Annotated in this window: 19 protein-coding genes and 1 tRNA gene; 4 read left to right on the plus strand and 16 right to left on the minus strand. The window is 51.0% G+C overall.

Going from position 1 to position 20,510, the window contains the following annotated elements:
• From rnr to I8J30_RS30910, 3 genes are all read right to left on the minus strand, one after another.
• Positions 1–2,136, minus strand: a 2,136-nt coding sequence (gene rnr, locus I8J30_RS30900) for a ribonuclease R (protein ID WP_210664233.1), incomplete at its 3' end; no start/stop codon positions are given.
• A gap of 281 nt (positions 2,137–2,417) precedes the next feature.
• Positions 2,418–2,654: a preprotein translocase subunit SecG gene (secG, locus tag I8J30_RS30905; protein ID WP_091225614.1), complete on the minus strand. Its 237-nt coding sequence runs from the start codon at positions 2,652–2,654 to the stop codon at positions 2,418–2,420.
• A 113-nt stretch (positions 2,655–2,767) separates the two neighbouring features.
• Entirely contained in the window at positions 2,768–3,703 is a 936-nt protein-coding gene (locus I8J30_RS30910) for a phytanoyl-CoA dioxygenase family protein (RefSeq protein WP_210664234.1), read from the minus strand.
• A gap of 151 nt (positions 3,704–3,854) precedes the next feature.
• Here I8J30_RS30910 and I8J30_RS30915 point away from each other — a divergent pair, with 151 nt between their 5' ends.
• Positions 3,855–4,775, plus strand: coding sequence for an AraC family transcriptional regulator (locus tag I8J30_RS30915; protein WP_210664235.1), 921 nt, complete (start codon positions 3,855–3,857; stop codon positions 4,773–4,775).
• Positions 4,776–4,837: 62 nt separating this feature from the next.
• On the opposite strand, the gene I8J30_RS30920 is transcribed toward I8J30_RS30915, so the two are convergent.
• The 7 genes from I8J30_RS30920 to I8J30_RS30950 all read right to left on the minus strand — a co-directional run bounded on the left by I8J30_RS30920 (position 4,838) and on the right by I8J30_RS30950 (position 13,328).
• A complete protein-coding gene (locus I8J30_RS30920) occupies positions 4,838–5,605 on the minus strand; it encodes a sugar phosphate isomerase/epimerase family protein (protein WP_210664236.1) in 768 nt (255 codons plus the stop codon).
• Between the two features lie 187 nt (positions 5,606–5,792).
• Positions 5,793–7,085 (minus strand): phosphopyruvate hydratase, encoded by a 1,293-nt coding sequence (gene eno / locus I8J30_RS30925; protein ID WP_091225610.1) that lies wholly within the window; start codon positions 7,083–7,085, stop codon positions 5,793–5,795.
• A 193-nt stretch (positions 7,086–7,278) separates the two neighbouring features.
• Complete coding sequence (gene gpmI, locus I8J30_RS30930; RefSeq protein WP_210664237.1) at positions 7,279–8,811, minus strand: 2,3-bisphosphoglycerate-independent phosphoglycerate mutase; 1,533 nt, start codon at positions 8,809–8,811, stop codon at positions 7,279–7,281.
• Between the two features lies 1 nt (position 8,812).
• On the minus strand, positions 8,813–9,565 hold the full coding sequence (gene tpiA / locus I8J30_RS30935; RefSeq protein ID WP_210664238.1) for a triose-phosphate isomerase: 753 nt from the start codon (positions 9,563–9,565) through the stop codon (positions 8,813–8,815).
• Positions 9,566–9,585: 20 nt separating this feature from the next.
• Positions 9,586–10,767 (minus strand): phosphoglycerate kinase, encoded by a 1,182-nt coding sequence (locus I8J30_RS30940; protein ID WP_210664239.1) that lies wholly within the window; start codon positions 10,765–10,767, stop codon positions 9,586–9,588.
• Between the two features lie 431 nt (positions 10,768–11,198).
• Complete coding sequence (gene gap / locus I8J30_RS30945) at positions 11,199–12,203, minus strand: type I glyceraldehyde-3-phosphate dehydrogenase (RefSeq protein WP_091225606.1); 1,005 nt, start codon at positions 12,201–12,203, stop codon at positions 11,199–11,201.
• Between the two features lie 90 nt (positions 12,204–12,293).
• On the minus strand, positions 12,294–13,328 hold the full coding sequence (locus I8J30_RS30950) for a sugar-binding transcriptional regulator (protein ID WP_210664240.1): 1,035 nt from the start codon (positions 13,326–13,328) through the stop codon (positions 12,294–12,296).
• Between the two features lie 241 nt (positions 13,329–13,569).
• On the opposite strand from I8J30_RS30950, the gene I8J30_RS30955 reads away from it, so the two are divergent.
• The 3 genes from I8J30_RS30955 (at position 13,570) to sda (ending at position 15,062) form a co-directional block, all read left to right on the plus strand.
• Positions 13,570–13,644, plus strand: a tRNA-Arg gene (locus I8J30_RS30955).
• Positions 13,645–13,937: 293 nt separating this feature from the next.
• Positions 13,938–14,519: an ATP-dependent Clp endopeptidase proteolytic subunit ClpP gene (gene clpP, locus I8J30_RS30960; protein ID WP_091225604.1), complete on the plus strand. Its 582-nt coding sequence runs from the start codon at positions 13,938–13,940 to the stop codon at positions 14,517–14,519.
• Positions 14,520–14,750: 231 nt separating this feature from the next.
• A complete protein-coding gene (sda, locus tag I8J30_RS33400) occupies positions 14,751–15,062 on the plus strand; it encodes a sporulation histidine kinase inhibitor Sda (RefSeq protein WP_240548509.1) in 312 nt (103 codons plus the stop codon).
• A 102-nt stretch (positions 15,063–15,164) separates the two neighbouring features.
• On the opposite strand, the gene I8J30_RS30970 is transcribed toward sda, so the two are convergent.
• From I8J30_RS30970 to I8J30_RS30995, 6 genes are all read right to left on the minus strand, one after another.
• A complete protein-coding gene (locus I8J30_RS30970; protein WP_210664241.1) occupies positions 15,165–15,938 on the minus strand; it encodes an SIMPL domain-containing protein in 774 nt (257 codons plus the stop codon).
• Between the two features lie 147 nt (positions 15,939–16,085).
• Positions 16,086–16,355 (minus strand): HPr family phosphocarrier protein, encoded by a 270-nt coding sequence (locus tag I8J30_RS30975; RefSeq protein ID WP_090583454.1) that lies wholly within the window; start codon positions 16,353–16,355, stop codon positions 16,086–16,088.
• 103 nt (positions 16,356–16,458) lie between these two features.
• Positions 16,459–17,388, minus strand: coding sequence for a DNA-binding protein WhiA (gene whiA, locus I8J30_RS30980; protein ID WP_091225601.1), 930 nt, complete (start codon positions 17,386–17,388; stop codon positions 16,459–16,461).
• Positions 17,389–17,394: 6 nt separating this feature from the next.
• On the minus strand, positions 17,395–18,378 hold the full coding sequence (locus I8J30_RS30985) for a gluconeogenesis factor YvcK family protein (RefSeq protein ID WP_091225631.1): 984 nt from the start codon (positions 18,376–18,378) through the stop codon (positions 17,395–17,397).
• Between the two features lie 7 nt (positions 18,379–18,385).
• Positions 18,386–19,255, minus strand: a complete 870-nt coding sequence (gene rapZ / locus I8J30_RS30990; protein ID WP_091225630.1) for an RNase adapter RapZ — start codon at positions 19,253–19,255, stop codon at positions 18,386–18,388.
• Between the two features lie 50 nt (positions 19,256–19,305).
• Entirely contained in the window at positions 19,306–20,256 is a 951-nt protein-coding gene (locus tag I8J30_RS30995; protein ID WP_091225600.1) for an ROK family glucokinase, read from the minus strand.
• Positions 20,257–20,510 lie beyond the last annotated feature (254 nt).

Raw genomic sequence — 20,510 nt, forward strand, 5'->3', positions numbered from 1 at the left:
GAGCATCCCAAAATCAATGGTATGCTCATCCATGTTCACCCGCTCCACGCGGATGCGCACCTCATCGCCGATGCGGAACGTCTTCGACGTCCGCTCCCCGATCAGCAGCATGTGCTGCTCGTGGAAATGATAATAATCGTCCGAGAGCTCGCTCAAACGGATGAGCCCTTCGACCGTATTAGGCAGCTCCACGAAGATGCCGAAGCTCGTCACGCTGCTGATGATGCCGTCGAATTCCTCGCCGACCTTATCCAGCATGTACTCGCATTTCTTCAGCTTCTCCGTGTCGCGCTCCGCTTCGACGGCGAGACGCTCCCGCTCCGACGACTGCTGCGCGATATCCGGCATCCGCGCGGTCAGCGCTTCCTGACGGGCATCCGTCAGCGTGCCGCCGTTCTCGAATACTTCGCGCATGACGCGGTGGATAACAAGATCGGGATAACGCCGAATCGGCGACGTGAAGTGCGAATAAAACTCGGCGGCAAGGCCGAAGTGGCCGAGACTTTCCGCATCGTACTTCGCCTGCTTCATCGAACGCAGCATCACCGTCGAAATAACCGTTTGCTCCTTCGAGCCGCGCACGTCTTCAAGCAAGGTCTGCAGCGCGCGCGGATGAATGACGCTTCCGCCTTTGCCTTTTATCGTATACCCGAAGTTAGCCGCAAACTGCACGAAATGCAGCAGCTTCTCTTGATCCGGGTTATCATGCGTCCGGTACAGGAACGGCACCTTCAGCCAATAGAAATGCTCCGCGACCGTTTCGTTAGCCGCAAGCATGAACTCTTCGATAATCGACTCCGCAATGGAGCGTTCGCGCTTCACGATGTCGATCGCTTTGCCATCGCTGTCCACGATGACCTTGGACTCGATGAAGTCAAAATCAATCGCGCCTCGCTTCATCCGCATGCCGCGCAAGCGCATCGCAAGCTCTTCCATCAGTTTGAACGTCGGCACCAGGTCGGCATAGCGCTCCATAACCTCCGGATCTTCGTCGGCCACGATTTTGCGTACGTTCGTATACGTCATCCGCTCTTTCGTCCGAATCACGCTCGTGAACACATCATGACGCACCCGCTTAAGCGTCGCTGCATCAAACTCCATCTCGCAGGAGAGCGTCAACCGGTCCACCTTCGGATTCAGGGAACAGATCCCGTTCGACAATCGGTGTGGCAGCATCGGAATAACGCGGTCAACCAAGTACACGCTGCATCCGCGGCGGTATGCCTCTTGGTCCAGAGCCGAGTTTTCCTTCACATAATAGCCGACATCGGCAATATGCACGCCCAGCACAAAGTTTCCGTTCTCCAGACGTTCTACATTGACCGCATCATCAAGGTCTTTTGCATCCTCGCCGTCAATCGTGACGATGACCTTATCGCGCAGATCGCGGCGGCCTTGACGCACAATCTCATCTTCCGTGATCGAATCCGGCGCAGCTTCGGCTTCCGCCATCACGTCATCAGGGAAGCTCTCGGGCAGCTGATGCTTCCGAATAATGGAGAGAATATCGATGCCCGGGTCATCCTTATGGCCAAGCACCTCAATGATCTCGCCTTCCGCAGCCGAGCGGCCTTCCGGATAGGAGACGATGCGCACGACGACCTTTTGTCCGGTTACCGCGCCTTTGAATTGACCTTGTGGAATGAAAATATCCCGATTAATCCGTTTATCATCGGGCAGTACGAAACCGTACGACTCATGATGATCAAATGTTCCGACAATTTGCGTGACGGCGCGCTCGATGATCTTCACGACTTCGCCTTCCATGCGACCGCCGGATGCGCTCTTCGAAGTGATGCGCAGGAGCACGATATCGCCGTTCATCGCACTCTTCAGATCATTGGCGTTGATGTATACATCGCCATGTCCCTTGTCTTCGGGGATCAAGAAAGCAAAACCTTTCGCATGCGCCTGTACCCGTCCGCGGACCAAATTCATCCGCTCCGGAAGCCCGTAGCGGTCGCTGGAATTCCGTACGATCTTGCCCTCATTCTCCAGCTCGTTTAAGACTACCAGGAAATTGCGGAACGATGCCGCGTCTCCCTCTCCGCCCAGCTGCTTATCTAGCTCTTGGTAGGTCATCGGCTTGTACGCCTGCTCACGCATAAACTCCAGCAGCTGCTGCTCTGTTACCATAACTTCTCACCTCATACTCATGTACCGCGATGCCGTCAATCCCATTGATGCTGAACCCGAACGATCCAGAAGCTCGTTCAAACCAATCAGCGTTTATGCAGCAGTCGGTTGATAGATTGCCATATACTATATAGTATACACGAAAGGTATGGCCACCATCCGCGCCAGCCTGGCAAAAACAACAATTTTCGCCTGATGCATGTACTCAGTAAACTTTTTCCAGTTCGGATAAGCAACAAAAAAAGCGAGCCCTAAGCCCGCTTTCTGTACATCTTATTTCATTACGCCTTAACTAGGTACGCAACAATCAGAGCAGTAATGAAGAAGCCTGCTGCGACTGCAATCGTCATACGCTGTAAAAACAGGTCTAAACCGCGTGCTTTTGTCTTACCGAACAAGTGCTCAGCACCGCCGGAAATAGCACCCGACAACCCAGCGCTCTTCCCTTTTTGCAAAAGTACAACTGAGATCAGAGCCAAGGAGAAAATGATAAGCAAAATTTTAAAAGTGATTTCCATAGTTCCACCTCCTGCGCACAAGGAGCAAATTTAAAGTTTGCCGTGCCTTGCCTAAGGAGACAAGACCTAGAAACAGCAATATTATTGTATCATAGCAAGGTGGTTAATACAAGCTAACAGATTTTGTCCTTCTGCCAGCGGATCTCCTCGTTGAACGGCAGGAAGGTGAACTGCTCCTTCTTCCAATAGTACTGCAGTTCCTCGCGTGTCCAGCCTTCGTACAATTCATCCCACTCGAACGGCCCGTGCGGCAGCAACGATGCGTTCTCGATCGGCTGGCTTGCAGGTTGGAAACGCAAATCAAGCGATAACCGTACCCGGCCCGGGATCGTGTTGGCCAGCGCCTTATGCACCGTTAAGCTGTGAAAAATCAAAATGTCTCCTGCTTCATAGTCGGTCTCCGCCCACTCATAACCAAGCCCGCACAGGATCGACTCCAATCCTCCGGCACCCGGATTCGCTGTAACGCCGAGCAACCCCGTATCGTGACTGCCTTCAAGTACCGATAAACCGCCAAGAGCTTTAGGCACATCGCCAACCGGAGCCCAGCAGGTCCACGTCTTGTAGCTGCCTTGAATATGGAGAAAATCTTGATGCGGCGGCGTCACGTTCAGTTTGTCGCTTGGCAGCATGATGCGTGCAATATTGCGGGGGTGCGGGAAGGTGCGTTCGCCGAACAGCGTATCGAATAACCCCAGCAGCTTCGGATGATGAGCCACGGCATGGAACGATTCCAGCTTCTGAATTTTATGATAGACCTGCTGGGTTGTTCCGATTCCGTTCCAGTTCAGTTCTTCGACCGTCATTCCGTCAATGAGCGGCTGATTGCCAATCCCGTCAAGCAGCGGCGCTGCAGGGTCCAGCAGACCTTCTTCCTGCAGGACATTCAGCATCTGCCCCCGAAGCTCTATCACTTCTTCCCGAGTGAAGAAATGCTTAAAGAACAGATACCCCTTCTTCTCCGCTTCACGTCTCAGTTCCTCAGGTGCCGCCAGCAAAGGCGTCGCATCTTCAAAAGTCCGCGTTGCCGGTTTAATCGCCGGATCCATCGCCCATCCCACCCTTTCATCCCACTAAGAATTTGTCGATTGTCGACTTCGTAATTCCATTATATGCTTAGGTGAAAGCGGTGTATTTGCTTTCACCCGACGCCTTTTTAACTCTGATCGACATCTTGACTCGCAGGAGGAGGCAGCTATCATGAACAATGAGCCCGTGCCCGCAATAAGCTGGCAGTCGCTTCAGCCTGCCGTGTGGTATGCCAATAAACTGCAGTGTCTGCCGGGCTTTTCCTTCGGTCCGAGGGTCATCGACGAGCATCAGTTTATTTTCGTTGCCGCCGGTCATGGATTGGCATTCATTCAAGGGGAACCATATAATGCTCTCCCCGGCAGCTTGTTCTACTACGGCCCGGATACGGTGCATCACTTCATTGCCGATGAGACTGCTCCGTTTCTCTTATACGGCTTGCATTTCAGCTGGGAAGAACATACCGCCTCCGGGAAAAGCCCTGGGATTAAGATTCGTGACGCCGCCAAATTCGACCCAGTACAAGATTCTAAACAGGATAACCGAATGCTGGTTGGGAATACAGAGCAACCGGATGAATGCCTCTTATTTCAAGATGTCCGGCAGCTATCCATTGAACGGTTCGAGCCCCGCTTCGCCCGTCTGGCCGAATGCTACAGTGCCGAATCGCGAGCTTATACAGCTCCGCTTCTTCGCGGTCTGCTGCTGGAGCTGCTGGCTGCCATGAAGCAAGAGGAGCTTCGCACAAGCAGCAGTCAGCAGCCGTTATCCCCTATCATTGGCGCAATCGCAGCCAAATGCGGCGAGCATGCACGCGAACGCTATAACCACAATTGGCTTGGACAGTGGAGCTCCTATCATCCGGATCATATTGCAAGACTCTTCCGCGCACAGCTGGGAACAACCCCTTACGATTATTTCATGAGCCGTAAGCTGGAACTTGCCAAGGAGCTTCTCGCCCATTCCGAGCTCTCGCTCCTTGCGATCGCCGATGAGCTTCAGGTCGGCTCTATCCACAATTTCACCAAATGGTTTAAACAGCACAGCGGTCTACCGCCGGGTCGATTCCGTAAGCTGTCTCGTTTTATCTAGCATGCAAAAAAAAGCCCCGCAGTCCCCAAGCCGGGAACCGCAGAGCCTTCGTCATTTATCGATTATAGATAGTCGTTCTCGCGGAAGAAATCAAGGCTGATCTTCGCGCTCTCCAGCGACGAAGAAACGAACTGCTCTTGTTCCACGAAAATGTATTGAATGCCCGATTGCTCGGCTACATCCAGCACGCCTTTCAAATTCACGATCCCTTTGCCCACCTCGGTGTCGCTGCGGCCTTGGCCAAAATCTTTAAAGTGCGCCAAAGGCAAACGGCCCGCATAACGGTTTGCATAATCAACCGGATTCTGCCCGCCCATGTGTACCCAGCCGAAATCAAATTCAGCTATGAGGTATTCTGCGGGTACTTTCTCCAGCAGCAGATCAATCACCGGTTTGCCATCCACCAGCTTGAATTCGAAATCATGATTATGATAACCGTAGATCAGTCCGGCTTCTTTTACTTGCTTACCAGCTGCAGCCAGAATGTCTGCAAGCTTGTTCACGTCTTCCGCCGTTGGGTTCTCAGGCAGCGGAGCCCATGGCGTCACGATATATTGAAGGCCGATTTCTTTCGCATATTCAATTTGCTTTGCCAGATCGGCTTCGATTTTCTCAGGCTCACCGAAGTTTAGTCCGACATGCGCAGATGGCGCTTGCAAACCAAGCTCGTCCAGCAATGCTTTCAATTCCTTCGCAGGCGTATTGAAGTAACCCGCAAATTCTACTGCTTTGTAGCCCATTTCGGCTACTTTGCGAATCGTACCGATGAAATCCTTCTCTGTTTGATCACGAAGCGTATACAACTGTAAGCCTACAACCGGTTTAGCCAATGCTTCCACCTCATAGCTCTATAGTTTTTTGTTCTGCCCTCCCTGATCTTCCCATGCAAAAAGGGAGAGCAACAGGTCTTGCGCCCTGTTATCTCTCCCTTATTATATCGAATGCCTAGGCTGAAACTACCTCACCTTTTGGGACACTCTTATGCCATTTTGGCTTTAGCCGTTTTTCCTTCGAAACTTATTTGAAGTTTTTCAGGTTGTAGAACGCGCTTTTGCCTGCGTATTGAGCTGTGGAGCCCAGTTGATCTTCGATGCGAAGCAATTGGTTGTATTTCGCAACGCGGTCCGTACGGGACGGTGCGCCTGTTTTGATTTGGCCGGCATTTGTCGCTACCGCGATGTCTGCAATCGTGCTGTCTTCGGACTCACCGGAACGGTGGGAGATTACAGCTGTGTAGCCAGCGCGTTTTGCCATTTCGATGGCATCGAAGGTTTCAGTCAGGGAACCGATTTGGTTTACTTTAACCAAGATGGAGTTACCTACGCCTTTGTCGATACCGTCAGACAGACGCTCTGTGTTTGTTACGAACAGGTCATCGCCAACGAGTTGGACTTTGCCGCCCAATTTATCCGTGAGCAATTTCCAGCCTTCCCAGTCGTCTTCGGAGCAGCCGTCTTCGATTGTGATGATTGGGTACTTCTCAACCCACGAAGCAAGCAGGTCTACGAACTCAGCGGAAGTGAACGAGCGGCCTTCGCCTTCAAGGTGGTATTTGCCGTCTTTGTAGAACTCAGTGGACGCGACGTCCATACCGAGGAATACATCAACGCCCGGCTTGTAGCCTGCGCGCTCGATAGCGGAGATGATTGTCGTGATTGCTTCTTCGTTGGAACCAAGGTTTGGTGCGAAACCGCCTTCGTCGCCTACAGCCGTGTTCAGGCCTTTATCTTTCAGAACCGATTTCAGGTTGTGGAAGATTTCAGTACCGATGCGAAGTGCTTCTTTGAAGCTTTCAGCGCCAACCGGCAGAACCATGAACTCTTGAACGTCGATGTTGTTGTCAGCGTGCTCGCCGCCGTTAACGATGTTCATCATTGGAACTGGCAGTGTTTTCGCGTTGAATCCGCCAAGGTATGTGTAAAGAGGTACATCAAGCGCGTCAGCTGCTGCGCGTGCACAAGCCATGGATACGGCAAGAATTGCGTTAGCACCCAATTTGCCTTTGTTGTGCGTGCCATCAAGCTGGATCATTTTACGGTCGATCAGTACTTGATCAAGCGAATCCAGACCGATGATTTCAGGAGCGATGATTGTGTTTACGTTCTCTACAGCTGTCAGAACGCCTTTGCCGAGGTAACGGGATTTGTCGCCGTCACGAAGCTCAACAGCCTCGTAAGCGCCTGTGGAAGCACCGGATGGAACGATTGCGCGGCCTTTGCCGCCGGACTCCAGCATAACCTCAACTTCAACCGTAGGGTTACCGCGGGAATCAAGTACTTCGCGTGCATAAACGTCAGTAATGATAGACATATTCGAAAACACTCCTTTAATTTTGATTGATTCTTACCTATTTATCGTCATTAACCATTAAACGCATGAATGATTATAGTAAACCAGGTGAAACGGCTGTCGCCATCCATCGGTGGCGCGTTTCATTCCGGAGAAAATAAGCATTGTAAAAGGTGAAGCTTTTACTAGCTTATTTTCCAGGTGAACCGGTTTATTAACCTTGCACAAGAGGTGTTCCTGTCATCTCTTCCGGCTTCGGAAGACCTGCAAGAGACAGAATTGTCGGCGCGATATCCGCGAGGATGCCGCCTTCGCGAAGAGGTCCGACTTGCTTCGTCACGATGAATGGAACCGGATTTGTCGTATGGGCCGTGAACGGGCGACCGTTCTCATCAATCACCATATCAGCATTGCCGTGGTCAGCCGTAATCAGACATACGCCGCCTTTTGCCAGCACCGCTTCTACTACTTGACCCAGACACTCGTCAGTCGCTTCAACCGCTTTGATCGTCGGCTCGAGCATACCGGAGTGGCCAACCATATCCGGATTCGCGAAGTTCAAGATGATGACATCTTGACGATCGGCTTCGATTTCTTTCACAGCTGCAGCTGCTACTTCGTACGCGCTCATTTCCGGCTGAAGATCGTAAGTAGCTACCTTCGGAGAAGGAATCAGAATACGCGTCTCGCCCGGAAGCTCTGCGTCGCGACCGCCGCTGAAGAAGAACGTCACATGCGGGTATTTCTCCGTCTCTGCGATGCGAAGCTGACGCTTCCCATTCTGCACGAGCACCTCGCCCAGCGTGTTATCGAGGTTCTTCGGCTTATACGCAACGAAACCGCCAACGGTTTCACTGAACAGTGTCAAACAGACAAAGTACAGATTCTCCGGCGCCTTCGGCCCACGGTCGAAACCGCGGAAGTCGCTGTTAGTAAACACTTGAGACAGCTGAATGGCACGGTCGGGACGGAAGTTGAAGAAGATAACCGCATCTTCGGATTCCACAACGCCAACCGGGCTGCCGTCTTCTTTCACGATTACGGTCGGCATAACGAATTCGTCATAGACCGATTTCTCGTAGGATTCCACAACGGCTTGGATCGGATCCGTATATTGCGGTCCATCTCCGTAAACCATTGCACGGTACGATTTTTCGGTACGCTCCCAGCGTTTGTCGCGGTCCATCGCATAGTAGCGGCCTTGTACGGTCGCGATTTTGCCTACGCCGATTTCAGCGATTTTCGCTGTCAGCTGCTCGAGGTATCCTTTCGCACTGTCCGGCGACACGTCGCGGCCGTCCAGGAACGCGTGGATGTACACGTCCTCGATTTCTTCCTTCTTCGCAAGCTCAAGCAATGCGAACAAGTGCGCAATATGGCTGTGTACGCCGCCGTCAGACAGCAGACCGTACAAGTGCAGCTTCTTGCCATTCTCTTTCACGTGACGGATGGCGCCCATCAACGTCTCGTTGTCGAAAAATTCACCGTCGCGGATCGACTTGCTGATGCGAGTCAGGTCTTGATATACGATACGACCTGCGCCGATGTTCAAATGGCCAACTTCGGAGTTGCCCATTTGACCTTCCGGCAAGCCTACCGCCTCTCCGCACGCCGTTAATGTCGTGTGCGGATAGGTGTTCCAGTAGCGGTCGTAGTTCGGTTTATTCGCTTGTGCAACCGCATTGCCGGTAACATCGTTGCGCAAACCGAATCCGTCCAAAATAATAAGTGCAACCGGAGCCGTCATCTTACTTCGCCCCCTCGACAAGTGCGATGAAGGATGCAGGCTCTAAGCTTGCACCGCCGACCAATGCGCCGTCGATATTGGATTGACCCAGATATTCGCTTACGTTGTTCGGCTTCACGCTGCCGCCGTATTGAATGCGAACCGCGTTAGCAGTCGCCGCATCGTACAGACCGGCGATCACATCGCGGATGAACGCGATTACGTCTTCCGCATCGGCGGAAGTCGAGGATTTGCCTGTTCCGATGGCCCAGATTGGCTCATAGGCAACCACCACTTCTGCCGCTTGTGCTGCGGACAAGCCTTGGAAAGCAGCTTCCGTTTGCACTTTGCAAACGGACTTCGTTTGCTCCGCTTCACGCTCTTCCAGCTTCTCGCCTACGCAAACGATTGGTGTCAGGCCGTGTTTGAATGCAGCATGGACTTTCTTATTTACAATCTCATCGGATTCCGCAAAATATGCGCGGCGCTCCGAGTGACCAATAATGACATATTGAACGCCGAGGTCTTTCAGCATAACGCCGCTGATTTCGCCCGTGAACGCGCCGTTGTCCTCGAAGTGAACGTTTTGCGCGCCGATAGCGATCGAAGTCCCTTTAGCCGCTTCTACAAGCGCAGGCAGTGTTGTGAATGGCGCGCAGATGACTGTTTCTACACCGTCAACCTCTGCTTTGCCTTTAACGTCTGCGAAGAATGCAGTCGCTTCAGAAACCGTTTTGAACATTTTCCAGTTGCCTGCAATAATTGGTTTACGCATCGGTATTCGCCCCTTATCCCTTACTTATCGTTCAGTGCAACAACGCCCGGAAGCGCCTTGCCTTCCATGAATTCCAATGATGCGCCGCCGCCGGTGGAGATGTGGTCCATCTTGTCGGCCAGACCGAACTTCTCTGCAGCCGCCGCGGAATCGCCGCCGCCGATAACGGTGTAAGCAGCTGTATCTGCGCAAGCCGCTGCAACGGCACGCGTACCGTGGGAGAATGGCTCGATTTCAAATACGCCCATCGGTCCGTTCCATACAACCAGCTTGGAGTTCTTGATTACATCTGCATACAGCTCGCGGGTTTTCGGTCCGATGTCGATGCCTTCCCATTCAGCCGGGATGCCGTCGACGTCAACGATTTTCGTGTTTGCTTTTGCGCTGAACTCGTCTGTTACAACAATATCAACCGGAAGCAGGAACTGCTTGCCCATCGATTTGGCTTTCTCGATAAACTCAAGCGCCAGATCAAGCTTGGAGTTGTCGCAGAGCGATTGGCCGATTTCATGGCCTTGTGCTTTGAAGAACGTATAGGAAAGACCGCCGCCGATGATGATGTTATCTGCGATTTCGATCATTTTGTTGATCACGTCGATTTTATCTTTTACTTTAGAACCGCCAACGATCGCCGTGAACGGACGCTCTGGGTTCAAGAGTGCGCGGCCCAGCACGTCCAGCTCTTTCTCCATCAGAAGACCGGATACGGCCGGCAAATAGTGTGCGATACCTTCAGTCGATGCATGAGCGCGGTGAGCAGCGCCGAAAGCATCATTTACGAACAGATCCGCCAATTCGGCGAAAGCTTTCGCCAATTCCGGATCATTCTTCTCTTCGCCCTCGTAGAAACGAACGTTCTCCAGCAAGAGCACGTCGCCTTCTTTAAGAGCAGCTACTTGTGCTTTAACAGATTCGCCAACAGCTTCGTCTGTTTTAACAACCGGCTTGCCGAGCAATTGCGACAAACGAATGCCGGCTTCAGTCAAACGCATGCCTTCAACGACTTGACCTTTTGGACGTCCCAGGTGGCTCGCCAAAATCACTTTCGCACCGTTCTCGATCAGATACTTGATGGTAGGCAGCGTCTCGCGAATACGCGTATCATCCGTAATCGCACCGTTCTCCATTGGTACGTTAAAATCCACACGAACAAATACACGTTTACCGGCTACTTCAACGTCACGCACACTCTTCTTGTTCATTAGTGAAATCCTCCCGGGAACCCCATGATAAAGGTCTTAAGTATATTTAAATCCTCCGCTTGCTATCCATCCCGCAGTCTGTTGCGGGTTTATATCTCTATATGTTTTGCTCTAGTTTCCCGCAGGGAAACCGGCTCTTAGCAGGTTGCAACGGGCAACCGCTTCTAAAACGAGCATCAGCTTCCCAAAGGGAAGCGCCGATGCGTTTAAGTCTTTAAAGTTCTATCTATTGACATTGAACTCTGAACTAAGGAGCGCCGCATGAAAGCTTACGATCCCGAGTTCCGCTTAATCAAGCGGAACTCAATGGTCGTATGGCGAGCACCCGCAAACTATCGCGAAGGAGCTGCCACAAGCAGCTCCTTCGACGGTTATTGGGAGTCCAGAGGGGAACCCTCGGAATCCCCCTTTTCAAGGGGGATTTAGGGGGATTACAACCCTTTGGATGCGATGTAAGCAGCAAGGTCAACTACACGGTTGGAGTAGCCCCACTCGTTGTCGTACCAAGAAATTACTTTAACCATGTTGCCTTCAACAACCATAGTCGACAAAGCGTCGATTGTGGAGGAAGCCGGGTCGCTGTTGTAGTCGCTCGATACAAGCGGCTCATCGGAGTAGTTCATGATGCCTTTAAGGGAAGTTTCAGCTGCATCTTTCAATGCTGCGTTAACTTCGTCAACAGTTACGTTAACTTTCAATTCAGCAACCAGGTCAGTTACGGAAACGTTTGGCGTAGGAACACGCATAGCCATACCGTTCAGTTTGCCCTTCAACTCAGGCAGTACAAGGGATACTGCTTTAGCAGCGCCTGTGGAAGAAGGAATGATGTTTTCTGCAGCAGCGCGAGCACGGCGCAGGTCTTTATGTGGAACGTCCAATACGGATTGATCGTTAGTGTACGAGTGAATTGTAGTCATCATACCTTTTACGATACCGAACTTGTCGTTGATTACTTTAGCGAATGGTGCAAGGCAGTTCGTCGTGCAAGATGCGTTGGAGATGATTGTGTGAGCGGAAGCATCGTATTTATCTTCGTTAACGCCCATTACGATTGTGATGTCTTCGTTAGTAGCAGGAGCGGAGATGATAACTTTCTTCGCGCCGCCTTTCAAGTGAAGCTCGGCTTTCTCTTTCGCTGTGAAAATACCTGTGGATTCAACAACGATTTCAGCGCCTACGGAAGCCCATGGAAGGTTCTCAGGGTTACGCTCAGCAAAAACCTTGATTTCACGGCCATTTACGATCAGCGCGCCTTCTTTAGCTTCTACAGTACCTTCAAGCTTGCCATGAGTAGTGTCATATTTAAGCAGGTGAGCCAAAGTATTTGTGTCTGTCAAATCGTTAACAGCCACCACTTGTACATTCGGGTTGTTCAATGCTGCGCGGAACACGTTACGGCCGATACGACCAAATCCGTTAATACCAACTTTTACCATTTTAGTTTCCTCCTAGGCATAATTTCATTTATCTCAAGACGAGGCGTTGGGCACCGGTTTCCGGCGTTCCACTCGTCAAGATCACATCACTTACTCTTCCTGATCGATGATGGCTGCAATTTCAAGGGCAGCTGCCTCGTCGGTGACGAGTACATCATCATGTCCAAAGCGCATCACAGCTGCGATTGCTTCACCTTTACTGCGGCCGCCCGCAATCGCGATGACAACCTCGGTTTCCATAATGTCTTCGATTCGAAGACCCGCAGTGAGCATCTTATGAACGACAGAACCGCTTCGGTCAAAATAGTACCCGAATGATTCCGCAAGCGCTCCTTCTGCCTTGAGAGCATCGACAACTGCCGCATCCACGCGTCTGCGACGAGCCATTACCATAGCGTCCCCGATCCCGTGAATGACGATGCGGGCTTTGCGAATAACTTCCACAATCTCCCTCACGTTAGGTTCCTGCATCAAGGAGGTGTACGCTTCTTCGCCCAAGTGATCCGGTACATGGAGCATCCGGTATTGCGCACCTGTTCGCTTAGCCATCGTCGAAACAATCGTATTAGCTTGATAGTCCAAGCTTTCGCCAAGTCCGCCACGCGCCGGCACGAACCAATTGCCTTTGAGCGGTGTTTGCACGGTCAGCTGATTGGCGACTTGGGCCAATGTCGATCCGCCGGTTACGGCAATGACATCGTCGTTCTTCATCGCTTTGCTCAGCACCGCGCATCCTGCTCGGCCCAGCTCCCGCTTGGTGTGAGGGGAAGCATCGGAATCGCCGGAGACGATAACAACCTGCTTTAAACCAAAATGCTTGCGAATTCTCTCTTCCAGCTCCGACAATCCGAACATCGCTTTGTAGAAAGGCTCCATATCCTCAAGCAGCCGTTTGCCGGCATCACTGATCCGCATTCCTGCAGCATCAATGAGGAGAAGCTCCTGTGCTTTGAGAAAATCCGTTTCCGCGCGCAGCACCCGCTCTGTCATATCGAGTGAAGCTGCCAATGTGCGCCGGCCGATCATATCCGAGAGCATGACCTGACGGAGAATAAGATACCTTTTCCTCATGACGATTAGTAAGTCTGGCAGAAGCTGCTGCTGTATTTCGATGAGAGATTGCATCTTCCAACATCAACTCCTGTTGCAGAGAGAGGCTTCATATCTCTTAGGACATTGGCAGGGACGCTTTTCGTCCCATATGCTCATTTTAAGTCCCACACCTATTGTAACCCAAACTGAAGGCAGGGGCAAGATCAGTTTGCCTAATGAAACCGTTTACCGACACGATTTGCACAAAATTAATTTATCTAATGATCTTGCTTTTCTTTCCCCAATCACATATACTTATCTTCGCTGTCACTTTGCGCCCGTGGTCCAATGGATATGACGTAGGCCTCCGGAGCCTGAGATCGAGGTTCAATTCCTCGCGGGCGCGCCATTATTTCAATAATGAACGACTCATAATGAAGGACCTTCCGATTGATCGGAGGGTCCTTCTTCATGTTCCGGGCAGAATGCTCACCTCAAACAGCATCCCCAATTCCGCCCGAATGTAACCTTCATTACTGTCTATTTAGCTTGTTTACAGATAATTTGACCATCTTTGACTTTTAATTCGTAATCCGTTATGATGAATTTATTAGCAGTTCAACAATCGAGGGCGATATTGCCGCTCCGACTGCTGTATCTGTGTTTCACCACTATCTGAATGTTCTAGAGGAGGGACTTACGATGAGTTTCGTACCAATGGTTATCGAATCGAACAACCGCGGCGAACGCGCATACGACATTTACTCCCGTTTGCTGAAGGATCGAATTGTATTCCTAGGCACGCCTGTCAACGATATGGTGGCTAACTCCATTATCGCGCAGCTATTGTTCCTTGCAGCCGACGATCCGGATAAGGACATCTCGCTTTACATCAACAGCCCTGGCGGTTCGGTCTCTGCAGGTCTCGCCATTTTCGATACGATGAATTTCATTAAACCGTCTGTTTCCACCATTTGCGTGGGCATGGCCGCTTCAATGGGCGCATTCTTGCTTGCAGCCGGTGCCAAGGGCAAGCGTTACGCGCTTCCGAACAGCGAAGTGATGATTCATCAGCCGCTTGGCGGCGCGCAAGGTCAAGCAAGCGATATCGAGATCCGTGCGAAGCACATCTTGAAAACACGCGATACGCTGAACCGGATTTTGGTGGAGAATACCGGTCAAACGCTTGAGAAGATCGAGCGCGACACTGACCGTGATTATTTCATGTCCGCTGCAGAAGCGGCAGCTTACGGCCTCGTCGACAAGGTTATCGAGAAATTGTAAGCCATTATGCATTGAACTAGGAAAGAGCGTTAATCCTTCGCGGATTAACGCTCTTTTTTATCTTTCTTGAATTCATTTACCATAGTTCACTCGGTCTGTCAATGACAATTTGAAGCGCTGAATGGGTGCGGACTGCTCCATAAAATCATGATAAGATGTACTAAATGATTCCATATCCACCGTCACTTAGGTTACGTTTCGGAAATCTAATATAAACGGAGTTGCACACGCATGAAACTTACGAACCCATTCGCAAGCGTGCGAAATTTCATTCGATCCAGTGATTCTGGCAGCGTCTTCACTTCCTACACGCCATCGTATGAGCCTAATTTTCAGCATGCCCCAACGGACACAGATAATCAACATCTCTTCTTGCCTATGCAGGACAAGTCTCTCCTGCTGCGTCCACTTAGCGATACTCACTTAATTGAAGTGTATCATGAAGCCAGAGCGATGCGCTTATCCGAAGAGTTTATTGCACTGATTGAACATGCTATTGAACAGCGCGGTTTGTCTACCGATGATCGCAAATCGTTAGCCTAGCCCGCTTTGCAGACAGCATTACTCCCAGTTCAACATATAAGGCAGACCCTTCTCCGGGCCGGAGAGTGGTCTGCCTTATTTTTTCGCTACCAACCTGCTGTATTATTGCATTTCATAGACGACTGTAACATCCGCAGATACATTAATGACACCGGTTTGCACGCTCGTTTCCGCTTTATCGGCCATTCCTGCCGCTTCCGGGGCCATCTGATCACGCCCATAATAGATCGGTCCGCTGCTCATGCCATTTTGCGAGATGCTGATGACTTCCTTCACTTGCTTGCCGGCCGCTTTCGCAAGCGCTGCTGCTTTTGCTTTGGCGTTCGTCATCGCTTTCTCAAGCGCTTGAATTTCATATTGCTCTTGCTTCTCTGTATTGAACTGAATTCCGTCTACCCGGTTAGCACCACTCGCCGATAGATCATCCAGCAATTTGCCGATGCCGTCCAAATCACGTGTTGTAATTTGAATGTTATGCACGGACAAATAACCTTTAATTTTGCTTGTACCGTCTTTGCTGTTGTATTCATATTCCGGTTGTACATAGAATCCTACCGTCTTCACATCCTTGGTATTCATCTTGTACGTATCGAACAGCACCTTCTTCAAGCCTGCGAACTGCGTCGCATTCTTTGACTGCGCTTCCTTCGCCGTAGCCGCACGCGCTTCTACCGCCACGCTTAGGTACGCCACATCCGGTGCCGCTTCCAGCTTGCCTGTTCCCGCTACCGTAATCGTGCTTTTCTGTACAATAGTCCCATTATCCACCGCATACACCTCATTGCTGCCATGACCGCTTGCCCCAAACATTGCCCCTACGCCTACCGCCAGTGCAAGTACAGGTACCATCAGCCATTTGGACTTTAACTTCACCATCACGTTCAGCCCCCTTCAATCTCCATATTTGGTTCTATCTACTCAGACGCCGTTCTCTTATGCTTTGTTGCGCCTTACAGCCAAAAAATGGTCCAAAAAATAGAAAAAACCCCCAGTAGGGAGCTTCTTCGAGTCGTTTATGTCTGATTATTGGTTTTCAAGCTCTTCCTTGCTAACCAGGTTGACTAAAGCGGTTACAGCTTGATCGGCGTCGGAACCTTCCGCGCTTATTGTAACCTCAGTACCTGAGCTGATAGCAAGACTCATAATACCCATAATCGATTTTGCGTTCACTTTTTTATCGTCTTTCTCTACGAACACCTCGGAAGAAAACTTGTTCGCTTCCTGAACAAAAAGTGCGGCCGGTCTTGCATGAAGACCTGTCTTCAGTCGAACGACAACCGGATGCCTTGTCATGGAAACCTTACCCCCTATACGAAATTCAATCCTGCGATCATTTGCACCAAGTCATTTTATTCGCTATTATATCACTTTTCTAAAGTCTACACTAGCCTTCTGCTTAACCGTTCCTTAATTTTTCGGCCAACTCGTCGATTTTGCGCAAACGGTGGTTCACACCGGACTTGCTCACCTTGCCCTTGAGCATTTCGCCGACTTCCGTTAAATTCAAATCCGGATGCAGCAGGCGTATATTCGCCACCTCGCGAAGCTTATCGGGCAGTGTATCCAGCCCCACCTCACGCTCGAGCAGCTTGATATTATCGATCTGCCTCACGGCCGCACCAATCGTTTTGTTCAAATTCGCCGTCTCGCAGTTGACGATGCGGTTAACGGAGTTTCGCATATCACGCATGATGCGAACATCCTCGAATTTGAAGAGCGCTTGATGAGCACCGATGATGCTGAGAAGCTCGATAATTTTCTCGCCCTCTTTCATGTAGAAGATGAAACCTTTCTTACGTTCGATGCAGCGGGCGTTCAATTCAAACTTATTCGCCAGCTCCACGAGCGCTTGACAGTGCTCTTCATACATGGTGGCTATCTCCAGGTGGTAGGACGATCCTTCCGGGTTATTTACGGAACCTCCGGCCAGGAACGCACCGCGCAAGTAGGAACGTTTGCAGCATGACTTGCGAATGATGTCCCTGTCGATGCCCTGATTAAACATAAAGCCCTCGGAGACAATTTTGAGATCACTCAATATCTCTTGCACTCTGGCCGGAATCCGCACGATATAGACGTTGTTCTTCTTCAATCTCATCTTCTTGCGAACGAGCAGCTCCGTATGAACGGCAAACTGTTTCTTGATGAGCGAATAGATCCGTCTGGCGATCGCCGCATTTTCCGTCGATATATCGAGTATTACCTTTCGGCTCGACAACGAAACCGAGCCGTTCATTCGAATCAGTGCAGAGAGCTCCGCCTTCTCACAGCACGGATCGGCTTCGATGAGCGTCAATTCTTTTTTGGTTTGTCCCGCAAAAGACAATGTAACTCACCTCTTTCGTTCCATCCAGTTTTCCACAAGCTGATAAATATGATGACTTAACCTTGCTGCATCATGACGTAAATACGTGCGAAACAGTACGAGCCGGTCCGCAATGACCTCATACCCGCGCCGTTTTACTTCTTCGAGATCAAGATGCACGGCTTTCGCACCTCGTTCGGCGTACTTATTTTGCACCTGCTCGGGAATCTCGCCGTCATTGACGATGACATAATCGAACAGATGATGACCGATATGCGCATGTACCGCGGCCAAATGGTCGCTTACCGAATAATTATCCGTTTCTCCCGGCTGCGTCATGACATTGCAAACGAACATCTTCACCGCATTGGAATCGACGATTGCTTGAGCCAGCTTCGGCACCAGCAAATTCGGGATAATACTCGTATAAAGACTGCCCGGACCGATCAAGATCGCATCGGCTTCGCGGATTGCCTCAACGGCTTCCTCGAGCGGCTCGACATCTGCCGGTTCAATAAAGACCCGCTTGATCGCTTGGCCCGCCTTCGGAATGTTAGACTCGCCCGTAATAATAGTGCCGTCCACCGTCTCCGCCTTCAGCACAATCGCTTCACCTGCTGCCGGCAGCACACGTCCGCGAACCGCAAGTACTTTGCTGAGCATCCGGACGCCGGACACGAAGTCGCCGGATATGTCGGTCATTGCCGCTAGCATTAAGTTGCCTAAGCTGTGACCCGCAAGGCCGTTACCGGAATTAAACCGGTATTGCAGCAAATCGGAGAGAAGCGGCTCGACGTCAGCAAGGGCAATCAACACGTTGCGGATATCGCCCGGAGGCGGCATCTGCAGTTCATTGCGCAGAATACCGGAGCTTCCGCCATCATCGGCCACCGTTACGATGGCCGTGATATCAAGCGGCTTCTCTTTCAATCCACGCAGCATGACCGACAGTCCTGTGCCCCCGCCGATTACAACAATTCGGGGCTTCTGCTCTTTTCTCCGTTCTGCCACGCTTACCTCAGCTCCGATCACGATCTGAATCTCGATGACTGACTCGAACGAGCTCTGTGTCACTGCTGCCCAGCATTCGCCCTAGATATTCGGCAATGGCGACCGAACGGTGCTTGCCGCCCGTACAACCAATCCCGATCACAACCTGGCTCTTGCCTTCTTTCCGATAGAGGGGGATAAGAAACTGCAGCATATCGAGCAGCTTCGTGAGGAATGCCTGTGTTTCCGGCCATTTCATCACATACTCGAACACTTCGGGATCTTGCCCTGTATTGGGGCGCAAATGATCGACATAGTGCGGATTCGGGAGAAAACGAACATCGTATATGAGATCGGCATCGATCGGGATTCCATACTTGAATCCAAATGAAGTGACATTGATAGAGATTGTATTGAGATCCGAGTTTGTGAAGCGAGACATGATTCGTTCCTTCAGCTGGGCCGGCTTCAGGTTACTTGTATCGATAACCTGCGTCGCCCAGCCTTTCAGATCCTCCAGAATGCGTCTTTCCAGCTTAATGCCTTCCAGCGGCAAGCCTTCCGGAGCCAGCGGATGAAGTCGGCGGCTTTCCTTATATCGCTGCACAAGCACGCCATCCGTTGCATCCAGGAAGAGAATTTCATACCCAATCGTGTAGTGCTCCTTCATATAGTTCAGCGACTCTGACAAAGCCGTGAAAAACTCGCGTCCTCGTAAATCAATGACGAGTGCGACCTTGCCGATTTTGCCATTAGACTGCTCTATGAGCTCCGCAAACTTCGGAATGAGCACCGGCGGAAGATTATCTACGCAGAAAAATCCGAGATCCTCCAGGCTTTGTACCGCAATCGTTTTACCAGCACCGGACATGCCTGTAATGATGACTAGCTTCGCCATCGCTGTTCCCGCTTCCACACTCAATCCCCCCCACCGTCTACCATGACTTTCTACGCGCGAATGATTAGACCTGCTGCTCCGACAACGCCTGCATCGTTACCAAGAATAGCCGGTACGATTTCGACGCCTTCTTGCGCCATCTCAGGTGCTGATTTCTTGAAAGCCTCACGAATTTGTTCAAACAAAAATTCGCCTGCTTTGGATACGCCGCCGCCGATGATGAAACGCTGCGGATTCAGAACAACCGCTACGGTAGCCATCGACTTGCCCAAGTAATGAGCTGCGCGAGCTACGATACGAGCGGCTACTTCATCGCCGGCTTTAGCCGCATCTACGACATCCTTCGCCATAATGTTCGGTACGAACGACAGCGAAGTGCGGTCTCCGCGTTCGACAGCATCTTTCGCCATACGGATAATGCCCGTTGCCGAAGAAACAGTCTCCAAGCAGCCCATTCTGCCGCAGCCGCATTGGATGGCTTCCAGATCCGGCACGATTGGAATATGTCCAAGCTCGCCGGCCATGCCAGCGAAACCTTCTACGATTTTACCGTTTATAATTACTCCGCCGCCAACACCCGTTCCAAGTGTGTAGCATACGCAATCCGAAATGTTACGGCCTGCTCCTGCCCATGCTTCGCCAAGTGCTGCAACGTTTGCGTCATTATTGACTAGTACTTTTTTACCAAGCTTCTCTTCGAGAATGGCTTTCAGTGGAACATGATCAAAGAACAGATTAACCGACTGCTTCACGATCCCGTTCGGGATATCGAGGAAACCGGCGATACCGATGCCTACGCCTTCTACTTGCTCCCACGAATACGGGGACTGTTCGACGATCAGCTTGGCATAATCAGCGATATTCGAGCAAACGGCGTCAGAGCCTTTCTCAACTTCTGTTGCTCCTTCATACGTATGCAGCAATGCGCCTTCCATACTGCAAATACCAACCTTAATTGTTGTACCGCCAATATCTACACCAACGACTATTTTCTCAGACATAATAGGCCACCTCTATAATATAAGGATCTGGGGTTACTTCTGTTCCAACTAAACTATAAGCGAACGCTTCCAACTGGTCAAGGTGAAACGGCTGCCGCCTCAGCGGGAAATGAATAGGGCTTCGGAATGATAATAGGAGATATGAAAATGCCCCAGCCGCGCTAACATGAAGTGACGCCGTCCGTTGCTACGGACAGCGTCATCCCTACGTCATTCACTTGTGCAAATACACTCTTGTTGCAGCATGCGGTTTG

The organism is Paenibacillus lignilyticus, from assembly GCF_017942085.1.
GTDB lineage: Bacteria > Bacillota > Bacilli > Paenibacillales > Paenibacillaceae > Paenibacillus_Z > Paenibacillus_Z lignilyticus.

What these genes read in the sequence shown, in the direction of transcription:
- tpiA (WP_210664238.1), bottom strand. Translation starts at nt 9,565, where the DNA reads ATGCGTAAACCAATTATTGCAGGCAACTGGAAAATGTTCAAAACGGTT.
- gpmI (WP_210664237.1), bottom strand. Translation starts at nt 8,811, where the DNA reads ATGACGGCTCCGGTTGCACTTATTATTTTGGACGGATTCGGTTTGCGC.
- I8J30_RS30995 (WP_091225600.1), bottom strand. Translation starts at nt 20,256, where the DNA reads ATGTCTGAGAAAATAGTCGTTGGTGTAGATATTGGCGGTACAACAATT.
- I8J30_RS30950 (WP_210664240.1), bottom strand. Translation starts at nt 13,328, where the DNA reads ATGCAATCTCTCATCGAAATACAGCAGCAGCTTCTGCCAGACTTACTA.
- gap (WP_091225606.1), bottom strand. Translation starts at nt 12,203, where the DNA reads ATGGTAAAAGTTGGTATTAACGGATTTGGTCGTATCGGCCGTAACGTG.
- rapZ (WP_091225630.1), bottom strand. Translation starts at nt 19,255, where the DNA reads ATGGCGAAGCTAGTCATCATTACAGGCATGTCCGGTGCTGGTAAAACG.
- clpP (WP_091225604.1), top strand. Translation starts at nt 13,938, where the DNA reads ATGAGTTTCGTACCAATGGTTATCGAATCGAACAACCGCGGCGAACGC.
- I8J30_RS30975 (WP_090583454.1), bottom strand. Translation starts at nt 16,355, where the DNA reads ATGACAAGGCATCCGGTTGTCGTTCGACTGAAGACAGGTCTTCATGCA.
- secG (WP_091225614.1), bottom strand. Translation starts at nt 2,654, where the DNA reads ATGGAAATCACTTTTAAAATTTTGCTTATCATTTTCTCCTTGGCTCTG.
- I8J30_RS30970 (WP_210664241.1), bottom strand. Translation starts at nt 15,938, where the DNA reads ATGGTGAAGTTAAAGTCCAAATGGCTGATGGTACCTGTACTTGCACTG.
- eno (WP_091225610.1), bottom strand. Translation starts at nt 7,085, where the DNA reads ATGTCTATCATTACTGACGTTTATGCACGCGAAGTACTTGATTCCCGC.
- I8J30_RS30915 (WP_210664235.1), top strand. Translation starts at nt 3,855, where the DNA reads ATGAACAATGAGCCCGTGCCCGCAATAAGCTGGCAGTCGCTTCAGCCT.
- I8J30_RS30910 (WP_210664234.1), bottom strand. Translation starts at nt 3,703, where the DNA reads ATGGATCCGGCGATTAAACCGGCAACGCGGACTTTTGAAGATGCGACG.
- I8J30_RS30940 (WP_210664239.1), bottom strand. Translation starts at nt 10,767, where the DNA reads ATGAACAAGAAGAGTGTGCGTGACGTTGAAGTAGCCGGTAAACGTGTA.
- sda (WP_240548509.1), top strand. Translation starts at nt 14,751, where the DNA reads ATGAAACTTACGAACCCATTCGCAAGCGTGCGAAATTTCATTCGATCC.